The sequence below is a fragment of the Mycobacterium sp. AMU20-3851 genome, assembly GCF_043974665.1.
Lineage (GTDB): Bacteria > Actinomycetota > Actinomycetes > Mycobacteriales > Mycobacteriaceae > Mycobacterium.
Window position 1 is genome coordinate 2,294,477 of record NZ_CP146371.1, and the last position, 19,322, is coordinate 2,313,798.

The 19,322-nt window shown below is 64.8% G+C and carries 13 protein-coding genes and 3 rRNA genes; 11 read left to right on the forward strand and 5 right to left on the reverse strand.

The window, feature by feature from the left end; all coding sequences use genetic code 11:
* Positions 1-7: 7 nt before the first annotated feature.
* Together V4U86_RS11000 and V4U86_RS11005 are read right to left on the reverse strand one after the other, a co-directional pair.
* A complete protein-coding gene (locus V4U86_RS11000) occupies positions 8-1,795 on the reverse strand; it encodes an ABC-F family ATP-binding cassette domain-containing protein (protein WP_395311254.1) in 1,788 nt (595 codons plus the stop codon).
* A 37-nt stretch (positions 1,796-1,832) separates the two neighbouring features.
* Positions 1,833-3,044 (reverse strand): IS110 family transposase, encoded by a 1,212-nt coding sequence (locus V4U86_RS11005; RefSeq protein ID WP_395312004.1) that lies wholly within the window; start codon positions 3,042-3,044, stop codon positions 1,833-1,835.
* Positions 3,045-3,428: 384 nt separating this feature from the next.
* Between V4U86_RS11005 and V4U86_RS11010 the strand changes: the two genes are divergently transcribed.
* The 3 genes from V4U86_RS11010 to V4U86_RS11020 are packed head-to-tail and all read left to right on the forward strand — an operon-like array spanning position 3,429 to position 7,210.
* Complete coding sequence (locus tag V4U86_RS11010) at positions 3,429-6,404, forward strand: acyl-CoA synthetase (protein ID WP_395311255.1); 2,976 nt, start codon at positions 3,429-3,431, stop codon at positions 6,402-6,404.
* Between the two features lie 55 nt (positions 6,405-6,459).
* Complete coding sequence (locus V4U86_RS11015) at positions 6,460-6,987, forward strand: hypothetical protein (RefSeq protein WP_395311256.1); 528 nt, start codon at positions 6,460-6,462, stop codon at positions 6,985-6,987.
* A 4-nt stretch (positions 6,988-6,991) separates the two neighbouring features.
* Complete coding sequence (locus tag V4U86_RS11020) at positions 6,992-7,210, forward strand: Trm112 family protein (protein WP_395311257.1); 219 nt, start codon at positions 6,992-6,994, stop codon at positions 7,208-7,210.
* Here V4U86_RS11020 and V4U86_RS11025 read toward each other — a convergent pair.
* Genes V4U86_RS11025 through V4U86_RS11035 form a run of 3 tightly spaced genes read right to left on the reverse strand, consistent with a single transcriptional unit; the run spans position 7,182 to position 9,334 of the window.
* Positions 7,182-7,793, reverse strand: coding sequence for a TetR family transcriptional regulator (locus V4U86_RS11025; protein ID WP_395311258.1), 612 nt, complete (start codon positions 7,791-7,793; stop codon positions 7,182-7,184). The genes V4U86_RS11020 and V4U86_RS11025 overlap by 29 nt on opposite strands.
* 15 nt (positions 7,794-7,808) lie before the next feature.
* Positions 7,809-8,636, reverse strand: coding sequence for an ABC transporter permease (locus tag V4U86_RS11030; protein ID WP_395311259.1), 828 nt, complete (start codon positions 8,634-8,636; stop codon positions 7,809-7,811).
* The gene (locus tag V4U86_RS11035; RefSeq protein ID WP_395311260.1) at positions 8,579-9,334 is read right to left on the reverse strand and encodes an ABC transporter ATP-binding protein; all 756 of its coding nucleotides are present in this window, start codon (positions 9,332-9,334) and stop codon (positions 8,579-8,581) included. Before V4U86_RS11035 ends, V4U86_RS11030 begins: the two co-directional genes overlap by 58 nt.
* A gap of 3 nt (positions 9,335-9,337) precedes the next feature.
* On the opposite strand from V4U86_RS11035, the gene V4U86_RS11040 reads away from it, so the two are divergent.
* The 8 genes from V4U86_RS11040 (at position 9,338) to V4U86_RS11075 (ending at position 19,320) form a co-directional block, all read left to right on the forward strand.
* Positions 9,338-10,003 carry a DNA-3-methyladenine glycosylase gene (locus tag V4U86_RS11040; protein WP_395312005.1) on the forward strand — a complete coding sequence of 222 codons (666 nt, stop codon included), beginning with the start codon at positions 9,338-9,340 and terminating at the stop codon, positions 10,001-10,003.
* A gap of 17 nt (positions 10,004-10,020) precedes the next feature.
* Positions 10,021-11,310: a tyrosine--tRNA ligase gene (gene tyrS, locus V4U86_RS11045; protein ID WP_395311261.1), complete on the forward strand. Its 1,290-nt coding sequence runs from the start codon at positions 10,021-10,023 to the stop codon at positions 11,308-11,310.
* Positions 11,311-11,716: 406 nt separating this feature from the next.
* Positions 11,717-13,236, forward strand: a 16S ribosomal RNA gene (locus V4U86_RS11050).
* 374 nt (positions 13,237-13,610) lie between these two features.
* Positions 13,611-16,726, forward strand: a 23S ribosomal RNA gene (locus V4U86_RS11055).
* Between the two features lie 181 nt (positions 16,727-16,907).
* A 5S ribosomal RNA gene (gene rrf / locus V4U86_RS11060) occupies positions 16,908-17,020 on the forward strand.
* The 16S, 23S and 5S rRNA genes sit together here, the layout of an rRNA operon.
* A gap of 188 nt (positions 17,021-17,208) precedes the next feature.
* A complete protein-coding gene (locus tag V4U86_RS11065; protein ID WP_395311262.1) occupies positions 17,209-18,105 on the forward strand; it encodes a tetratricopeptide repeat protein in 897 nt (298 codons plus the stop codon).
* A 1-nt stretch (position 18,106) separates the two neighbouring features.
* Positions 18,107-19,102, forward strand: coding sequence for an HAD-IIA family hydrolase (locus V4U86_RS11070; RefSeq protein WP_395311263.1), 996 nt, complete (start codon positions 18,107-18,109; stop codon positions 19,100-19,102).
* Positions 19,103-19,128: 26 nt separating this feature from the next.
* Positions 19,129-19,320, forward strand: a complete 192-nt coding sequence (locus V4U86_RS11075) for a hypothetical protein (RefSeq protein WP_395311264.1) — start codon at positions 19,129-19,131, stop codon at positions 19,318-19,320.
* Positions 19,321-19,322: the final 2 nt, after the last annotated feature.

Here is a 19,322-nt window from a genome sequence, read left to right on the forward strand (position 1 = left end):
TATGCGCTCAGCCGACCGCGTCGGACAGCTCGAGCCATTTCTCCTCGAGCTGGACCACCTCGTTCTCCAGGTCGCGCAGCGCACCGGTAAGCCGCTGCAGCCCTTCGTAATCGCCCTGGTCGTGTTCGGCCAGCGCGACGTGCGCGGTATCGATCAGTCCGGTCAGCTTCTCCAGACGGCGTTCGATCGCCGCGATCTCCTTCTGCGCGGAGCGCAGGTCCGCCCCCGACAAACCCTCCTGCACCGTGGGTTTGGCCGGGGCCGGACCGGTCTGGGCGTCATGCGCGGCGCGCAGGCGCAGATACTCGTCGACCCCGCCGGGCAGATGCCGCAGATGCCCGCCCAGAATGCCGAACTGCTGATCGGTGACCCGCTCCAGGAAGTAGCGGTCGTGGCTGACCACGATCAGCGTGCCCGGCCAGGAGTCCAGCAGGTCCTCCATCGCGGCCAACATGTCGGTGTCCAGGTCGTTTGTCGGCTCGTCCAGGATTAACACGTTGGGTTGCCCGAGCAGGATGAGCAGCAGCTGCAGGCGCCGCAACTGCCCGCCGGACAGGTCCTTGACCGGGGTGGACAGCTGCGCGCTGGCGAAGCCGAGGCGTTCCAGCAGCTGTCCGGGGGTGAGCTCCTGGGCCTTGGAACCCGTCCCGAAGGTGTAGGTGGTGGCCAGTCTGCTCATCACCACCCGGACCGGTTCGTCGAGGTGGTCGGCCAGCGCGTCGACACCCTGCGTCAGCGTGGCGATCTGCACCGTCTTGCCGTGCTTGACCCGGCCCTCGGTGGGCTGCACCGAGCCGTCGATCAGGCCGAGCAGGGTCGACTTACCGGCCCCGTTGACGCCGAGGATGCCGGTCCGCTCGCCCGGGGCGATGCGCCATTCGACATCCCGCAACACAGCGCGGTCGTCGTAGCTCACCGACACATCGAGCAAGTCGACGACCTGCTTGCCCAGCCGGGTCACCGCCAGCGACTGCAGTGCCACCTTGTCCCGGATCTCGGGCACATCGGCGATCAGCGCGTTGGCGGCGTCGATCCGGAACTTCGGCTTCGAGGTGCGTGCCGGTGCGCCGCGGCGCAGCCAGGCCAGCTCCTTGCGGGCCAGATTCTGCCGGCGGGCCTCGCTGGCCGCAGCCTGCCGGTCACGTTCGACCCGCTGCAGGATGTAGGCCGCGTACCCGCCGTCGAACGGTTCGACGATGCGATCGTGCACCTCCCACGTCACGGTGCACACCTCGTCGAGGAACCAGCGATCGTGGGTGACCACCAACAGCCCGCCCGCCGACGGCGACCAGCGGCGCTTGAGATGCTCGGCCAACCACGTGATCGCCTCGACGTCGAGGTGGTTGGTGGGCTCGTCGAGCGCCAGCACGTCGTGGTCGCCGGCCAGCAGTCGGGCCAGCGCGACCCGCCGGCGCTGACCGCCGGACAGGGTGCCGACCACCGCGTCCCAGTCCAGTCCGCCGAGCAATCCTGCGATGACGTCGCGCCCGCGGGGATCGCCCGCCCACTCATGCTCGGGCATATCACCGACCACGGCGTGACCGACGGTGTCGTCGGGGTCGAGGGTGTCGCCCTGGTCGAGCACGCCGACGCGGACCCCGCCGCGCACCGTCACCCGCCCCGAATCGGGGGTGAGCCGGCCGGCCAGCATCGCCAGCAGACTGGACTTCCCGTCGCCGTTGCGGCCGACGATGCCGATCCGGTCACCCTCGTTGACACCGAGGGAGACCGAGTCGAAAACCACTTTGGTCGGGTATTGCAGATGGAGGCCTTCGGCCCCGAGAAGATGCGCCATGTCCCCACCAGGCTAGACATCCCAGGTGCGTAAGTTGTCAAGCGGCTGTGGGCTGGCGGTGTGCCCAGGCTGTGTGCTCGTCGTAGGTGCTGTGGTGGCGTAGGCAGCCATGCAGGATGCCGACGAGGCGGTTGCCCAGGGCGCGTAGGGCTTGGTGGTGCAGGTCGTCGGCGGCGCGGCGTTGGTCGTAGAACGCGCGGGCTCCGGGGCTGTTAGAGAGGGCGCAGAAGGCCCATTGGTCGATCGCGTCGTAGAGGCGCCGGTTGCGGACATGACGGGCCAGTACCGCGCGTTTTCGCCCTGAGGCGATGGTCACCGGTGATGTTCCGGCGTAGTTTTTGCGACACTTGGCGGTGGTGTAGCGATTCGGGTCATCCCCGAATTCACCGAGCACCCGGGCGCCGAGGATGACACCAAGTCCTGGCAGGGAACGGTAGATGCCGGCGTCCGGGTGTGTCTCAAAATGTGCGCCCAACTCGGTCTCGAGCTCGCTGATCTGGTGGTTCAGTTCGGCGATGATGCCGACCGCAGCGCGGGTGCTGGCGGCGAACGCCGCGGTCATCGTGTCCCCGGCAGTCAACTGCTCGGTGCGTAGTCCGGCCTGGATTTCCAGTGCCCGAGATTCTATATACCGTTGGCGCCCACCAGCTTTGAGTGCCGATCGGATCTTGGCCAGACTCAACCGGGCACCCTCGGCCGGGGTCGGAGCACGACTCAGCACGGCCAGTGCGTCGCGATCGTCGAGTTCATCGAAGACCTCCAAGGCACCCGGGTAGTACTCACGCAGAGCGCTGCGCAACATATTGGTGTGTCGGGTCCGGGCCCAGATCAAACTCTGATGGGCTCGTGCCAGCACTTTCACTGCTGCCGCCCCCTCGCTGTCGCCGGCGACCGGGCGGTGATTGTGCCGGTCGGTGCGCACCAGGTCAGCCAGTAGTTTGGCGTCGGCGGGATCGGACTTCGCCCCCGAGACGTGGTGGCGGTCGCGGTAACGGGCTGCGGCCAGTGGATTGATCGCGAACACCTGATACCCGGCGGCGAGCAGGGCGTCCACCCACAATCCACGATCTGTTTCGATGCCGACGACGACCTGGCCGGGCTCTTCGGCGTGTTCGGCGACCAATGCGTGCAACCCGCGGATTCCACTTAGCCCTTCAGGGAATCGTTTGGCGGCAAGCCGTTTACCGACCTCATCCATCAGATACACGTCGTGATGCTCTTCGGCCCAGTCATCTCCTAGAAAAATCAGTGCCATCCACCTCCCCGCCTCCCGGGTGCTCGTCGGTGCTGTACTTGTCCGAGCCCAAGGACACCCGGCGGCGACCTAATGGATCAGTGCTCGAACCGGCACGACATCCCATCAGCGCTACAGGCGACCTCACCGAACCGGCCGGGGCACGATCTAGCCTTAGGAATCGACCATCGCGCCAGGCGAAAATAGTGCTCACCGACCGGCGGCTCAGTGACCAGCATCCCGCTAACCAGAGAAGATCCGTCAGCGACTTGCCGATCCGTACCCATTAGGCGAGTCGCGGCGGACGTTCGCCCGGACATTAGCGGGGGCCGACCAGCAACGCTGTGCCATGATGTCGGGGCAATCGGGGATCTGAAGTCTCGTAGGCAGGGGAGGGCGTTGGCGGATTTCTCGTTGATCACCGGACCGGTGAGCCGATTACTGGCTACCGCGCAGAACGGAATCGAGGTTCTGCGCTACGGCGGCCTGGAGACCGGTGCGGTCCCCTCGCCGTTTCAGATCATCGAGAGCGTGCCGATGTACCGGCTGCGCAGGTACTTCCCGCCCGACACCCGGCCCGGTTCGGTGCCGCCCGGGCCGCCGGTGCTGATGGTGCACCCGATGATGATGTCTGCCGACATGTGGGACGTCACCCGCGACGACGGCGCTGTCGGCATCCTGCACGCCGCGGGGCTGGATCCCTGGGTGATCGATTTCGGCTCGCCGGACCAGGTCGAGGGCGGCATGCAGCGCAACCTCGCCGACCACGTGGTGGCGCTGAGCCAGGCCATCGACACCGTCAAGACGGTCACCGGCAGCGACGTGCATCTCGCCGGCTACTCGCAGGGCGGCATGTTCTGCTACCAGACCGCGGCCTACCGGCGGTCCAAGGACCTGGCCAGCATCGTGGCGTTCGGATCGCCGGTCGACACGCTGGCCGCCCTGCCGATGGGTATCCCACCCAACGTCGGCGCGGTCGCCGCCAACTTCATGGCCGACCACGTGTTCTCCCGCATCGACATCCCGGGTTGGTTGGCGCGCACCGGTTTCCAGATGCTCGACCCGCTCAAGACCGCGCAGGCGCGGCTGGATTTCCTGCGCCAGCTGCACGACCGCGATGCACTGCTGCCGCGTGAACAGCAGCGCCGCTTCCTGGACTCCGAAGGGTGGATCGCCTGGTCGGGCCCGGCGATCTCGGAACTGCTCAAGCAGTTCATCGCGCACAACCGGATGATGTCGGGCGGTTTCTCCATCCGCGGGGAACTCGTCACGCTCGCCGACATCACCTGCCCGGTGCTCGCTGTCATCGGCGAGGTCGACGACATCGGCCAGCCGGCCTCGGTGCGGGGCATCCGCGCTGCGGCACCGCAGGCCGACACCTACGAATACCTGATCCGGGCAGGGCATTTCGGTTTGGTCGTCGGTTCGAAGGCGGCGACCCAGACCTGGCCGACGGTGGCGTCCTGGGTCAAATGGCGCAACGGGGAGGCAATGCTGCCCGAGGACGTCGTGCCGATGGGCGAGCAAGCCGCCGAGTCCGCCGACGGCGGCGTGGCGCTCACCTCCCGGGTGGCGCACGGTGCGGTGGCCGCCTCGGAGATGGCCTTCGACCTGGCCCGTTCGGCCGCGGACGCGGTGGTGGCCACCAACAAGTCGGCCCGCACGCTGATCGTGGAGACGGCCCGCACGCTGCCGCGGCTGACGCGCCTCGGGCAGATCAACGACCACACCCGCATCTCGCTCGGACGGGTCATGACCGAGCAGGCCGAAAGCCATCCTGACGGTGAGTTCCTGCTGTTCGACGGCCGCGTGCACACCTACGAAGCGGTGGACCGGCGCGTCAACAACGTGGTGCGCGGACTCATCGAAGTCGGTGTGCGACAAGGGGTCAGGGTCGGCGTCCTGATGCAGACCCGGCCCAGCGCGCTGGTGGCGATCGCCGCGTTGTCCCGCCTCGGCGCGGTGGCGGTGCTGATGCCGCCGGACGCCGACCTCGCCGAGGCCGCCCGCCTCGGCGGGGTCGCCGAGATCATCGCCGACCCGGCCAACCTGGACGCCGCCCGCGCCCTCGGCCGCCGGGTCCTGGTGCTCGGCGGCGGCGAATCCCGCGATCTGCACCTGCCCGACGGCGACGCCGCGCCGGTGGTGGACATGGAGAAGATCGATCCCGACCGGGTCGCCCTGCCCGGCTGGTACCGCCCGAACCCCGGCTTCGCCCGCGACCTCGCCTACGTCGCGTTCGCGAACATCAACGGTGAACTCGTCGCCCGCCAGATCACCAACTACCGGTGGGCACTGTCCGCGCTGGGCACCGCGTCGGCGGCCAACCTCGGCAACCGCGACACCGTGTACTGCCTGACCCCGCTGCACCATCCGTCCGGGCTGCTGGTGAGCCTGGGCGGCGCGGTGGTCGGTGGTGCCCGCATCGCGCTGTCCCGAGGCCTGGAGCCGGGGCGTTTCGTGAAGGAGATCCGGCAGTACGGGGTGACGGTGGTGTCCTACACCTGGGCGATGCTCAGGGAGGTCATCGACGATCCGTCGTTCACGGTGTCGGGCGCCCATTCGGTGCGTCTGTTCATCGGGTCCGGCATGCCGACCGGGCTGTGGCGCCGGGTCATCGAGGCGTTCGCGCCCGCCCGGGTCGTCGAGTTCTTCGCCACCACCGACGGCCAGGCCGTGCTGTCGAACGTGGCCGGCGCCAAGATCGGCAGCAAGGGGCGCCCGGTGCCCGGCGGTCCGCACGTCGAACTCGCGGCGTACGACGTGGATGACGACGTGGTCCTGGAAGACGAGGACGGTTTCGTGCGCCGGGCCGAGGTGGGGGAGGTCGGCGTGATGCTGGCCCGCCCGCGTGGGCCGGTGGACCCGACCGCATCGGTGAAGCGGGGCGTTTTCGCGCCCGCCGACACCTGGGTGTCCACCGAACAACTCTTCCGACGTGACGAGGACGGCGACTTCTGGCTCGTCGACAACCGCAGTGCGGTGATCCGGACAGCGGACGGGCCGGTGTTCACCGCGGCCGTCAACGATGCGATCAGCCGAGCCGGATCGGTCGATCTCGCGGTGACCTACAGCGTCGACGTCCAGGGCAAACCGCTGGTGGTGACGGCGGTTGCGCTGCGTCCCGGTGGCAGCCTGCCCAGCGCGGAGGTCAACGAGGCATTGGCCGCGCTGCCGGTCGGCGTCGGTCCGGCGATCGTCTACGTCGCTCAGACCATGACGCTCAGCGCGTCCTACCGCCCGGAGATCGCCCCGTTGCGCGCCTCGGGCGTGCCGAAGTCCTCACGTAACGCCTGGTACCTGGACACCGATAGCAAGCAGTACAGGCGCATGACGGCGGCTGTGCGCGCCGAGATCCTGGGCAGTCAGTCGTGATGCCCGCCGGCGGGCGCACTGTTAGGCTCCCCGGGACGGCAATGGAGAGGTTGAGATGACGACGGAGAACGCCGCAACCGGCATTTCCCTGCGCCGATGGACGGCGGGCGCCCTGGTGGGCATCGCTGCCGCCGCGGGCCTCGGGATGGGTGTCGCACCCACCGCGATCGCGGAGCCGGCGACGAACGCCGCCCAGGAGCAGCCCCAGCGGGTGTCCCCGGATCAGGTGCTGGCGATGATCGCCGAGCAATACCAGACCGGTAGCGGCGGTGGTCAGATCTCCAAGCTCATCGAGCAGGTGGTGACCCTGCGCCAGCGCGGTGTCCGCCCGTCTCCGGCCAACTCACAGGCCCTGCTCGACGGCCTCAACCGCCGGCCGAACCAGGGTCCGCTGATCGAGGCGCTGCAGGCCACCCTGTCCTATCAGCGCCGCACGCTGGCGCAGATGTCGAGCCAGGCCCCGCCGCAGCAAGGCCCGACCGGACCGGCGACCAGCCCGGGCCAGCAGATGGGTCCGGCCGGTGGCTGGGGTCCGGGTAACCCGATGCAGGGTGACTCCATCTTCGGAATGCCCGGTCGCTGAGCGGATGACACTGGACGCCAAGCTGCTCGACATCCTGGTGTGCCCGCAGGACCGCGGCCCACTGGAATACATTGCCGGTGAATGCCTCTACAACCCCCGGCTGCGGCGTGCCTATCCGATCGTCGACGGCATCCCGGTGCTGCTCGTCGATGAAGCGGTGGTCGTCAGCGATGACGCCGAGCACCAGCGACTGATCAGTTCAGCGCAGGCAGATCCCCGGTGAGATAGCGCTGCAGATTCGGCGCGATCGTCTTGGCGATCAGTTCGGGTTCAAGCCCGGCGAACGGCTGCAGTTCCAGGATGTAGCGCACCATCACCACACCCACCAGCTGGGATGCCACGAACTGCACGCGAACCGCGCCGGAGCCCGGCGGGTCGTCGACCCGAGCGCCGATCTCGGCGGTGATGACCTCCTGCAGGAACGACCGGACCAGACTCACATCGGCACCGGCCAGCAGCGACCGCAGAGTGGCGATGAAGCCCTTTCCGAGTTCGGAATCCCACAGCGGCAACAGGATTGACGGCAGCACCGTGCCGATCTGATCGACCGGCGTCTCCCGCAGCGGCCTGATCACCTGCATGGGGTCGATCGGGATCTCGATCGCGGCCGCGAACAGTTCTTGTTTGGTGCCGTAGTAGTGGTGCACCAGGGCGCTGTCGACGCCGGCGTCCGCGGCGATGGCTCGGATCGAGGTCTTGTCGAAACCATTGCGGGCGAACAATTCCCGAGCGCTCCGCAGAATTCGGTCGCGGGCATCGGAGTTCCCCGGGGGGCGTCCGGGGCGCTTGCGTTCAGCTTGGGTCACGGTGTCTTTCTCGGGCTACGGTGTCCGTCGTCGCAGGGTGGCAGCAGCAAGCCCCAGCGCGACGACCGCGAATCCGATCACCACCGCGATATCGCGCACCGCGATGCCGGTCAGCTCGGCGTGGGCCCCGACCTGCTGCAACGCCTCCAGAGCGTAGCTGGCCGGTAGCGCATTGCTGATCCACTGCAGCCAGTCCGGCAGCGCGTCGCGCGGCACGATGATCCCGCACAGCAGCAGCTGGGGGGCGATCACCACGGGCATGAACTGCACGGCCTGGAACTCCGTGCGGGCGAAGGCACTGCACAGCAGGCCCAGCCCGACCCCGAGTACCGCATTGACGATGGCGATGAGGATCACCAGCACCGGGCTGCCGGCGGTACTGAAACCCAGCAACCAGAAGGCCACAATGCAGGCCAGCGTGGCCTGGGCGGCGGCGGCGATGGAGAACGCCGTCCCGTAGGCGGCCAGCAGATCGAACCGGCGCAACGGTGTGGTCAGGATCCGCTCCAGGGTTCCGGACACCCGCTCCCGCTGCATGGTGATGGAGGTGATCAGGAACATCACGATCAGCGGGAAGACACCGAGCATGATCAGGCAGGCATTGTCGAACGGCGACGGTGCGCCGGGGCGGGTGGGCAGATCCGCGAACATGAAGTACAGCAGCGTGATGATCAGGGTCGGGACGGCCAGGATCATCGCCACGCTGCGGTGATCGGACGCCAGTTGGCGCAGGATGCGGCCGGTGGTAGCCAGATAGCCCGAGGTGCCCGGCCGTCCGGGACGGCTCAGGCCGCGGTGCTGCGCCTGATGACGGACAGGAACGCTTCCTCCAGTGACGGACATCCGGTCTCCTCTCGCAGTCGGGTCGGGGTGGTGTGGCTGAGCAGCCGGCCTTCCCGCATGAGCAGCAGGTCGCCACAGTGGTCGGCCTCGTCCATGACATGGCTGGAGACCAGCAGCGTGGTTCCGGCGCGGGCCAGCCGGTCGAACTGCTCCCACAGGTCGACCCGCAGCACCGGGTCCAGCCCGACGGTGGGCTCGTCGAGCACGAGCAGATCGGGATGGGAGACCAGTGCGCAGGCCAGCGACACCCGGGTTCGCTGCCCGCCGGACAGGTTGGCGCACAGCGCCGTTCGGTGATCGTCGAGTCCCACAGCGGTGACCGCGTCCTCGGCGGCCTGGCTGTCGGAGCCGTACAACGCGGCGAAGTAGCGGGCGTTGTCGATGACTCGCAGGTCCGGGTAGATGGTCGGTTCCTGGGTGACATAGCCGACCCGGCGGCGCAGCGCTGCGCTGCCGGCGGGCAGCCCCAGCACGGTGACGGTGCCCGACGAGATGATCTGGGTGCCGACGATCGAGCGCATCAGGGTGGTCTTGCCGCAGCCGGACGGGCCGAGCAGCCCGGTGATCGCTCCGCGCGCGATGCGCAGGGAGACGTCCGCCAGCGCGGTGCGTTTGCCCCTGGTGACGTGCAGATTCTCGATCTGGACGGCGGGCTCGGAGGCGTCTCGCCGATATTCATCATGCGATGAACTCATCATGTGATGAATATCCGCCGGGTTGTGGGCGGTGTCAAGGGAGCAGGCACAATCGGATCCGTGGGTGCTGAGCAGCTGGCGATCGAACCGGTGACCGCGGCCCGTCGACTCCTGGGGGCGCAACTGCACGGACGCGAGGTCAGTGCCACGATCGTCGAAGTCGAGGCCTACGGAGGCCCGCCCGACGGGCCCTGGCCGGACCCGGCCTCGCATTCTTTTCGCGGGCCACGACTGCGCAATACCGTGATGTTCGGGCCGGCCGGGCGGATGTACACCTACCGCAGCCACGGCATCCACGTGTGCGCCAATGTCGCGTGCGGCCCGGACGGCGTCGCCGCCGCGGTGCTGCTGCGGGCGGCCGTCATCGACGACGGTGAGCCGGTGGCCAGGATGCGCCGCGGTGTCACCCCGATGGGCCGAGCGCTGGCCCGTGGTCCGGGCAACCTGTGCTCGGCACTCGGAATCACCATGGACGACAACGGTATTGACCTCTTCGACCCGGATTCTCCGATCCGCCTCGAGCTGCGTCCGCAGAACTCCGCACTCGCCGGGCCGCGGGTGGGAGTGAGCACCGCTGCCGACCGGGAGTGGCGGTTCTGGACGCCGGGTCGGCCCGAGGTATCGGCGTACCGGCGCAGCCCCCGGGCACCGGCACCCGGTGCCAGCGACTAGTGCGCGAAGATTGACCCGTGAGCACTGACATTCTCGACGAGCTGGAGTGGCGCGGCCTGATCGCGCAGTCAACCGACCGGGACGCGCTTGCCGACGCGCTCGCCGACGGACCGCTCACGGTCTATTCCGGATTCGACCCCACCGCGCCCAGCCTGCACGCCGGCCACCTGGTCCCGCTGTTGACGCTGCGGCGTTTCCAGCAGGCTGGGCATCGTCCGATCGTGCTGGCCGGCGGGGCCACCGGGATGATCGGCGACCCCCGCGACAGCGGTGAGCGCACCATGCAGACCACCGACACGGTGGCCGAATGGGCCGGACGGATCCGCGGTCAGCTGGAACGGTTCGTCGAATTCGACGGGTCTCCGACCGGCGCCATCGTGGAGAACAACCTGAACTGGACCGGCGAGCTGTCCGCCATCGAATTCCTGCGTGACGTGGGCAAATACTTCTCCGTCAACGTCATGCTGGACCGTGACACGGTGCGCCGCCGGCTCGAGGGCGACGGCATCTCCTACACCGAGTTCAGCTACATGCTCCTGCAGGCCAACGACTACGTGGAGTTACACGAACGCTACGGCTGCGGGTTACAGGTCGGCGGTTCCGACCAGTGGGGAAACATCGTGGCCGGCGTGCGCCTGGTGCGCCAGAAGCGCGGTGCGGTGGTGCACGCGATGACGACGCCGCTGGTCACCGACTCCGAGGGCAAGAAGTTCGGGAAGTCCACCGGCGGCGGCAACATCTGGCTGGACCCCGAGCTGACCAGCCCGTATGCCTGGTACCAGTACTTCTTCAACACCGCCGACGCCGACGTCCTCGGGTACCTGAAGTGGTTCACCTTCCTGACGCGCGAGGAGATCGGCGCGCTGGCCGAGGCCACCGAATCACGTCCGCACGAGCGCGCCGCCCAGCGCACCCTGGCCCGGGAACTCACCACGTTGGTGCACGGGCAGGCCGCCACCGATGCCGTCGAACTGGCAAGTCAGGCGCTGTTCGGCCGGGGTGAACTTGCCGATCTCGACGAGCCGACGCTGGCCGCTGCGCTGCAGGAGGCCAGTAATGGCCAGGTCGCCGAGCTCGCGCCGGGCGGCGCCACGGCGATCACGGATCTGTTGGTCTCCACCGGGCTGTGCAAGAGCAAGGGGGAAGCGCGGCGCACGGTAGGGGAGGGCGGCGCGTACGTGAACAACGTGCGAATCGAAAGCGACGAGTGGGTACCACAGGAATTGGACTTTCTCCACAATCATTGGCTCGTGTTGCGACGTGGCAAGCGGCACATTGCCGGAGTGGCGCGTGGGGCGGCGCAGTAGCCCCGACGTCATCGTGCTGACCTGCAGTAACGCTGCGCTGACCTGCGGATTTGACTCACCGTTAGCCCTGCCGTAACTTATTGCGAGTCAGAGCGACACGGACAAGAGCCGGAGAGCGAAGACAAATCCGAGAGGGAAACCCACTAAGGTGGGTGTAACTCACTGCCTGCAGGACCTACGCGGCTTAATCGCCGGGTAACCAGTGCGCAGTAAAATCGGGCGTGTTGTTTGAGAACTCAATAGTGTGTTTGGTGGTTTTTGTTTGTTGTTTTTGGCCATCTTGGTGGGGGACTCCCCGTCTTCCTGCCACGTGGGATGGTTGTTTTTTTGATGCCAGTTTTTGGTGTCTTTTGTTGAGATCGAATTGTTCTGATTCGAATTCGCCTGGGTTTGTCCCGGGAGTTTTTGTTTGGAGAGTTTGATTCTGGCTCAGGACGAACGCTGGCGGCGTGCTTAACACATGCAAGTCGAACGGAAAGGCCCTTCGGGGTACTCGAGTGGCGAACGGGTGAGTAACACGTGGGTGATCTGCCCTGCACTTTGGGATAAGCCTGGGAAACTGGGTCTAATACCGAATATGACCACGCGCTTCATGGTGTGTGGTGGAAAGCTTTTGCGGTGTGGGATGAGCCCGCGGCCTATCAGCTTGTTGGTGGGGTAATGGCCTACCAAGGCGACGACGGGTAGCCGGCCTGAGAGGGTGACCGGCCACACTGGGACTGAGATACGGCCCAGACTCCTACGGGAGGCAGCAGTGGGGAATATTGCACAATGGGCGCAAGCCTGATGCAGCGACGCCGCGTGAGGGATGACGGCCTTCGGGTTGTAAACCTCTTTCAGCACAGACGAAGCGCAAGTGACGGTATGTGCAGAAGAAGGACCGGCCAACTACGTGCCAGCAGCCGCGGTAATACGTAGGGTCCGAGCGTTGTCCGGAATTACTGGGCGTAAAGAGCTCGTAGGTGGTTTGTCGCGTTGTTCGTGAAAACTCACAGCTTAACTGTGGGCGTGCGGGCGATACGGGCAGACTTGAGTACTGCAGGGGAGACTGGAATTCCTGGTGTAGCGGTGGAATGCGCAGATATCAGGAGGAACACCGGTGGCGAAGGCGGGTCTCTGGGCAGTAACTGACGCTGAGGAGCGAAAGCGTGGGGAGCGAACAGGATTAGATACCCTGGTAGTCCACGCCGTAAACGGTGGGTACTAGGTGTGGGTTTCCTTCCTTGGGATCCGTGCCGTAGCTAACGCATTAAGTACCCCGCCTGGGGAGTACGGCCGCAAGGCTAAAACTCAAAGAAATTGACGGGGGCCCGCACAAGCGGCGGAGCATGTGGATTAATTCGATGCAACGCGAAGAACCTTACCTGGGTTTGACATGCACAGGACGACTGCAGAGATGTGGTTTCCCTTGTGGCCTGTGTGCAGGTGGTGCATGGCTGTCGTCAGCTCGTGTCGTGAGATGTTGGGTTAAGTCCCGCAACGAGCGCAACCCTTGTCCTATGTTGCCAGCGGGTTATGCCGGGGACTCGTAGGAGACTGCCGGGGTCAACTCGGAGGAAGGTGGGGATGACGTCAAGTCATCATGCCCCTTATGTCCAGGGCTTCACACATGCTACAATGGCCGGTACAAAGGGCTGCGATGCCGTGAGGTGGAGCGAATCCTTTCAAAGCCGGTCTCAGTTCGGATCGGGGTCTGCAACTCGACCCCGTGAAGTCGGAGTCGCTAGTAATCGCAGATCAGCAACGCTGCGGTGAATACGTTCCCGGGCCTTGTACACACCGCCCGTCACGTCATGAAAGTCGGTAACACCCGAAGCCGGTGGCCTAACCCCTTGTGGGAGGGAGCCGTCGAAGGTGGGATCGGCGATTGGGACGAAGTCGTAACAAGGTAGCCGTACCGGAAGGTGCGGCTGGATCACCTCCTTTCTAAGGAGCACCAATTAAGTTCCCCCGTCCCCACGAGTGTGGGATCAGTACGGTTGGGAGATCAGTGCCGGCGCCTGTAGTGGGCTGTCGGTCGGTGCACAACAAACTTTTGAAACTGCCAGACACACTATTGGGCTTTGAGACAACAGGCCCGCGGTCTTGGTCCTCTATGTGAGGGTCTTGTGCCGGCTCACACCGTTGGGTGGGAGTTCTTGTTGTTGCTCCATCTTTGGTGGTGGGGTGTGGTGTTTGATTTGTGGATAGTGGTTGCGAGCATCTAGCACGCAAGAAGAGTCTGGGTTTCTTCGGGAGCCTGGGTTTTTGTTGTGTGTGTTTGATGTGCAATTTTTTTCTTCTATTTGGTTTTATCTGTGTTGTAAGTGTTTAAGGGCGCATGGTGGATGCCTTGGCATTGGGAGCCGATGAAGGACGTAGGAGGCTGCGATAAGCCTCGGGGAGCTGCCAACCGAGCGTTGATCCGAGGATGTCCGAATGGGGAAACCCAGCACGAGTGATGTCGTGTTACCCGCCGGTGAATATATAGCCGTCGGGAGGGAACGCGGGGAAGTGAAACATCTCAGTACCCGTAGGAAGAGAAAACAACAGTGATTCCGTGAGTAGTGGCGAGCGAAAGCGGAGGATGGCTAAACCGTATGCATGTGATACCCGGCGGGGGTTGTGTGTGCGGGGTTGTGGGGCGTTTCTTCTCCAGTCCGCCGACTGGGGCAACAGTGAGAAAAGTTTGTGTTAGCGGAAGTGGTCTTGGGATGGCCTGCCGTAGACGGTGAGAGCCCGGTACGTGAAAACATGAACTCTGTTGTGAGGCTGTCCCCGAGTAGCAGCGGGCCCGTGAAATCTGCTGTGAATCTGCCGGGACCACCCGGTAAGCCTGAATACTTCCCAATGACCGATAGCGGATTAGTACCGTGAGGGAATGGTGAAAAGTACCCCGGGAGGGGAGTGAAATAGTACCTGAAACCGTGTGCCTACAATCCGTCAGAGCCCTCGCTTGCGTGGGGTGATGGCGTGCCTTTTGAAGAATGAGCCTGCGAGTCAGGGACATGTCGCGAGGTTAACCCGTGTGGGGTAGCCGCAGCGAAAGCGAGTCTGAATAGGGCGTATCCAATCCAGAGGGGTTGGTGTAGTGGTGTGTTCTGGACCCGAAGCGGAGTGATCTACCCATGGCCAGGTTGAAGCAGCAGTAAGATGTTGTGGAGGACCGAACCCACTTAGGTTGAAGACTGAGGGGATGAGTTGTGGGTAGGGGTGAAAGGCCAATCAAACTCCGTGATAGCTGGTTCTCCCCGAAATGCATTTAGGTGCAGCGTTGCGTGTTTCTTACCGGAGGTAGAGCTACTGGATGGCCGATGGGCCTCACAAGGTTACTGACGTCAGCCAAACTCCGAATGCCGGTAAGTGAAAGCGTGGCAGTGAGACGGCGGGGGATAAGCTCCGTGCGTCGAGAGGGAAACAGCCCAGATCGCCGGCTAAGGCCCCTAAGCGTGTGCTAAGTGGAAAAGGATGTGCAGTCGCGAAGACAACCAGGAGGTTGGCTTAGAAGCAGCCACCCTTGAAAGAGTGCGTAATAGCTCACTGGTCAAGTGATTGTGCGCCGATAATGTAGCGGGGCTCAAGCACACCGCCGAAGCCGCGGCATCGAGTAATCGATGGGTAGGGGAGCGTCCTGCATCCAGTGAAGCAGCGGAGTGATCCAGTTGTGGAGGGTGTGGGAGTGAGAATGCAGGCATGAGTAGCGATAAGGCAAGTGAGAACCTTGCCCGCCGAAAGACCAAGGGTTCCTGGGGCAGGCCAGTCCGCCCAGGGTGAGTCGGGACCTAAGGCGAGGCCGACAGGCGTAGTCGATGGACAACGGGTTGATATTCCCGTACCCGTGTGTGCGCGCCCATGATGAATCAGAGGTACTAACCGCCCAAATGGTGGCCTATCCAATCCTTCGGGAGCGGAAAGTCGCCGGCTGCGCGGGACCTTCTCTGGTAGTAGTCAAGCGATGGGGTGACGCAGGAAGGTAGCCGTACCGGTCAGTGGTAATACCGGGGTAAGCCTGTAGGGAGAGATCTAGGCAAATCCGGATCTCACATATCCTGAGAGGTGATGCATAGCCGATTGAGGCGAATTCGGTGATCCTATGCTGCCGAGAAAAGCCTCTAGCGAGTTCACACACGGCCCGTACCCCAAACCAACACAGGTGGTCAGGTAGAGAATACTAAGGCGTACGAGTTAACTATGGTTAAGGAACTCGGCAAAATGCCCCCGTAACTTCGGGAGAAGGGGGACCTCCTACTGTCATGGCTCTTGCAGCCGGCAGCGGTGGGGGGTGGCACAAACCAGTGAGAAGCGACTGTTTACTAAAAACACAGGTCCGTGCGAAGTCGCAAGACGATGTATACGGACTGACGCCTGCCCGGTGCTGGAAGGTTAAGAGGACCCGTTAATCCTTCGGGGTGAAGCGGAGAATTTAAGCCCCAGTAAACGGCGGTGGTAACTATAACCATCCTAAGGTAGCGAAATTCCTTGTCGGGTAAGTTCCGACCTGCACGAATGGCGTAACGACTTCTCAACTGTCTCAACCATAGACTCGGCGAAATTGCACTACGAGTAAAGATGCTCGTTACGCGCGGCAGGACGAAAAGACCCCGGGACCTTCACTACAACTTGGTATTGGTGCTCGATACGGTTTGTGTAGGATAGGTGGGAGACTGTGAAGCATGCACGCCAGTGTGTGTGGAGTCATTGTTGAAATACCACTCTGATCGTATTGGGCCTCTAACTTCGAACCGTATATCCGGTTCAGGGACAGTGCCTGGTGGGTAGTTTAACTGGGGCGGTTGCCTCCTAAAATGTAACGGAGGCGCCCAAAGGTTCCCTCAACCTGGACGGCAATCAGGTGTTGAGTGTAAGTGCACAAGGGAGCTTGACTGCGAGACGTACATGTCGAGCAGGGACGAAAGTCGGGACTAGTGATCCGGCACCTCTGAGTGGAAGGGGTGTCGCTCAACGGATAAAAGGTACCCCGGGGATAACAGGCTGATCTTCCCCAAGAGTCCATATCGACGGGATGGTTTGGCACCTCGATGTCGGCTCGTCGCATCCTGGGGCTGGAGCAGGTCCCAAGGGTTGGGCTGTTCGCCCATTAAAGCGGCACGCGAGCTGGGTTTAGAACGTCGTGAGACAGTTCGGTCTCTATCCGCCGCGCGCGTCAGAAGCTTGAGGAAACCTGTCCCTAGTACGAGAGGACCGGGACGGACGAACCTCTGGTCCACCAGTTGTCCCACCAGGGGCACGGCTGGATAGCCACGTTCGGACAGGATAACCGCTGAAAGCATCTAAGCGGGAAACCTTCTCCAAGACCAGGCTTCTCACCCTTTTAGAGGGATAAGGCCCCCCACAGACCATGGGATCGATAGACCAGACCTGTACACCTAGCAATAGGTTTAGGGAACTGGCACTAACCGGCCGAAAACTTACACACACCCACCATCCGTGGGTAGCAGATAAACACCGTGTAAGAAAAAAAGACGCAATCAAACAACGCCCGCAACCACACCACAAACGGAAACACGTATCAACCCACAACGGTTGACACACTCCACCACCAAAACACACTTCCCCCACCACACGCGTGGGGGCGCCCAGAAAAGGGTGAATAAAGTTACGGCGGCCATAGCGGCAGGGAAACGCCCGGTCCCATCCCGAACCCGGAAGCTAAGCCTACCAGCGCCGATGATACTACCCAACAGGGTGGAAAAGTAGGACACCGCCGAACACACATTAAGCCCGCGGCCCTCCAAACCCAGTTTGGAGGGCCGCGGCATTTGTGTTTGTACGTATTTTTCGACCATTTCCGTGCTCGAATTCAATGGCAATAAATGGTCGCAATCAATGCAACTGTCGTGATTCGCCGGCTCCCGGCTATCCTTTTGGCGAGACGGTTGATCGATCAGGAAGGCGACTGTGGCCGAGGACAGACAAGGCGGCAGCGGCGAACGGCGTCCGCGCCGTGCGGCGGGCGACGCCCAACGCACCGGTGGCAACAGCGGCTACCGCTCGGGCCCCGGCGGGACCGGGCGTTCCGGTGCCGGCGGCGGGCCGCGTCGTAGTGGGGGCGACAGGCCCAACCCGCCGTGGTCTTCCGGGCCCAACCGTGCCCGTCGGGAGCAGCCGCAGTCCAATGGTGACGACCAGCGTCCCGTCGGTCCGCGCATTCCCCCGGAGATCGAGGCCAAGCAGCTCTCGCCCGAGATCCGCAGTGAACTGATCACTTTGGACAAATCCACCGCCGACGTGGTGGCACGCCACCTGGTCGCGGCGGGCGAGCTGCTGGAAGACGACCCGGCCGCCGCACTGGAGCATGCCCGCGCCGCACGTGCCCGGTCCGGCCGCATCGCCGCGGTCCGGGAGGCCGTCGGTATCGCCGCCTACTACTGCGGGGACTGGGCCCAGGCGCTCGCCGAGCTGCGGGCAGCACGCCGGATGGGCAGCAAGTCCGCGCTGCTCCCGCTCATCGCGGACTGCGAGCGCGGTGTCGGACGTCCCGAGCGGGCCGTCGAACTGGCCCGCAGTGATGAGGCCCAGCAGCTCACCGGAGATGATGCCGACGAGCTGCGCATCGTCGTCGCCGGTGCCCGCTCCGACCTCGGCCAGCACGAACAGGCCCTGGCCGTGCTGTCCAGCCCACCCCTGGACAGCACCCGGCTCGGGCAGACCAGCGCCCGGCTGTTCTACGCCTACGCGGAGACCCTGCTCGCCCTCGGGCGGTCCGACGAGGCCGTGCAGGCCTTCCTCAACGCCGCCGCCGTCGACGTCGACGGTGTCACCGACGCCGAAGAGCGCGTCGCCGAGCTGACCTGAGATGGGGACGCTGGCACAGGAGCATGACTGCCTGCTCCTGGATCTGGACGGCACCGTCTTCCGCGGCCACGAACCCACCACCGGTGCGGTGCAGAGCCTGGCGGGGGTGCAGGCCCGCGCCCTCTACGTCACCAACAACGCGTCCCGCTCGGCGCCCGAGGTGGCCGCTCATCTCCAGGAGCTCGGCTTCGCGGCTGCACCCGAGGACGTCGTCACCAGCGCGCAGAGCGCGGCCCGGCTGCTCGCCGCTCAGCTGCCCGCCGGCGCCGCTGTCCTGATCGTCGGCACCGATTCGTTGGCTGCCGAGATCGAGGCCGTCGGTTTGAAGCCGGTCCGGACCTTCGATGACGACCCGGTGGCCGTCGTGCAGGGCCACTCGCCGCAGACCGGCTGGCCGGATCTGTCCGAGGCCGCGCTGGCCATCCGCGCCGGAGCCCTGTGGGTGGCCGCCAACGTCGACCGCACCCTGCCGTCGGAACGTGGACTGCTGCCGGGCAACGGCTCGATGGTCGCCGCGCTGCGCACCGCCACCGACAGCGAGCCGCAGGTGGCCGGCAAGCCCGCCCCGACATTGATGAACGATGCGTTGGCCCGCGGCGATTTCCGGTCCCCGCTGGTGATCGGGGACCGGCTCGACACCGACATCGAAGGCGCAAACGCCGCCGGCCTGCCCAGCTTGATGGTGCTGACCGGGGTGAACAATGCCGCGGACATGGTGCACGCCCCGGCCGGGAGTCGGCCGGACTACCTGGCCGAAGATCTGCGGTCGCTCAACACCGACGCCGAGACACTGCGGATCGGCGCCCACCCGGCCTGGCGGACGGACACCAACGGTTCGACGGTCACCGTGCACGCCGCCGGCGGTGAGGACGGCGACCCGCTGAGCGTGGTGCGTGCCGTTGCGCACGCGGTCTGGCAGGGCGAGGGCGCTGTGCAGGTGCGGGCCGGTGACGACACGGCACACGCCGCTCTACAACGCTGGTCGCTGCTGTCCTGACCGCATCGGCTAGCGTGATCAGCGATATGAGTACCGATCCCGAGCAGATCCGCACCGACATCGCGGCGCTGCTGGCCGACCTGCCGGACATCGATTCCGGTGGGTTGGAGGACGCCGAAATAGACGCCGTCGCAGTCCGCCTGGAACAGGCGCATGACCTGCTGGTCCGCGCCCTGGAATCGGTGGAGGGCCGGGGCGACGCGACCCGGGAGCGCTGACC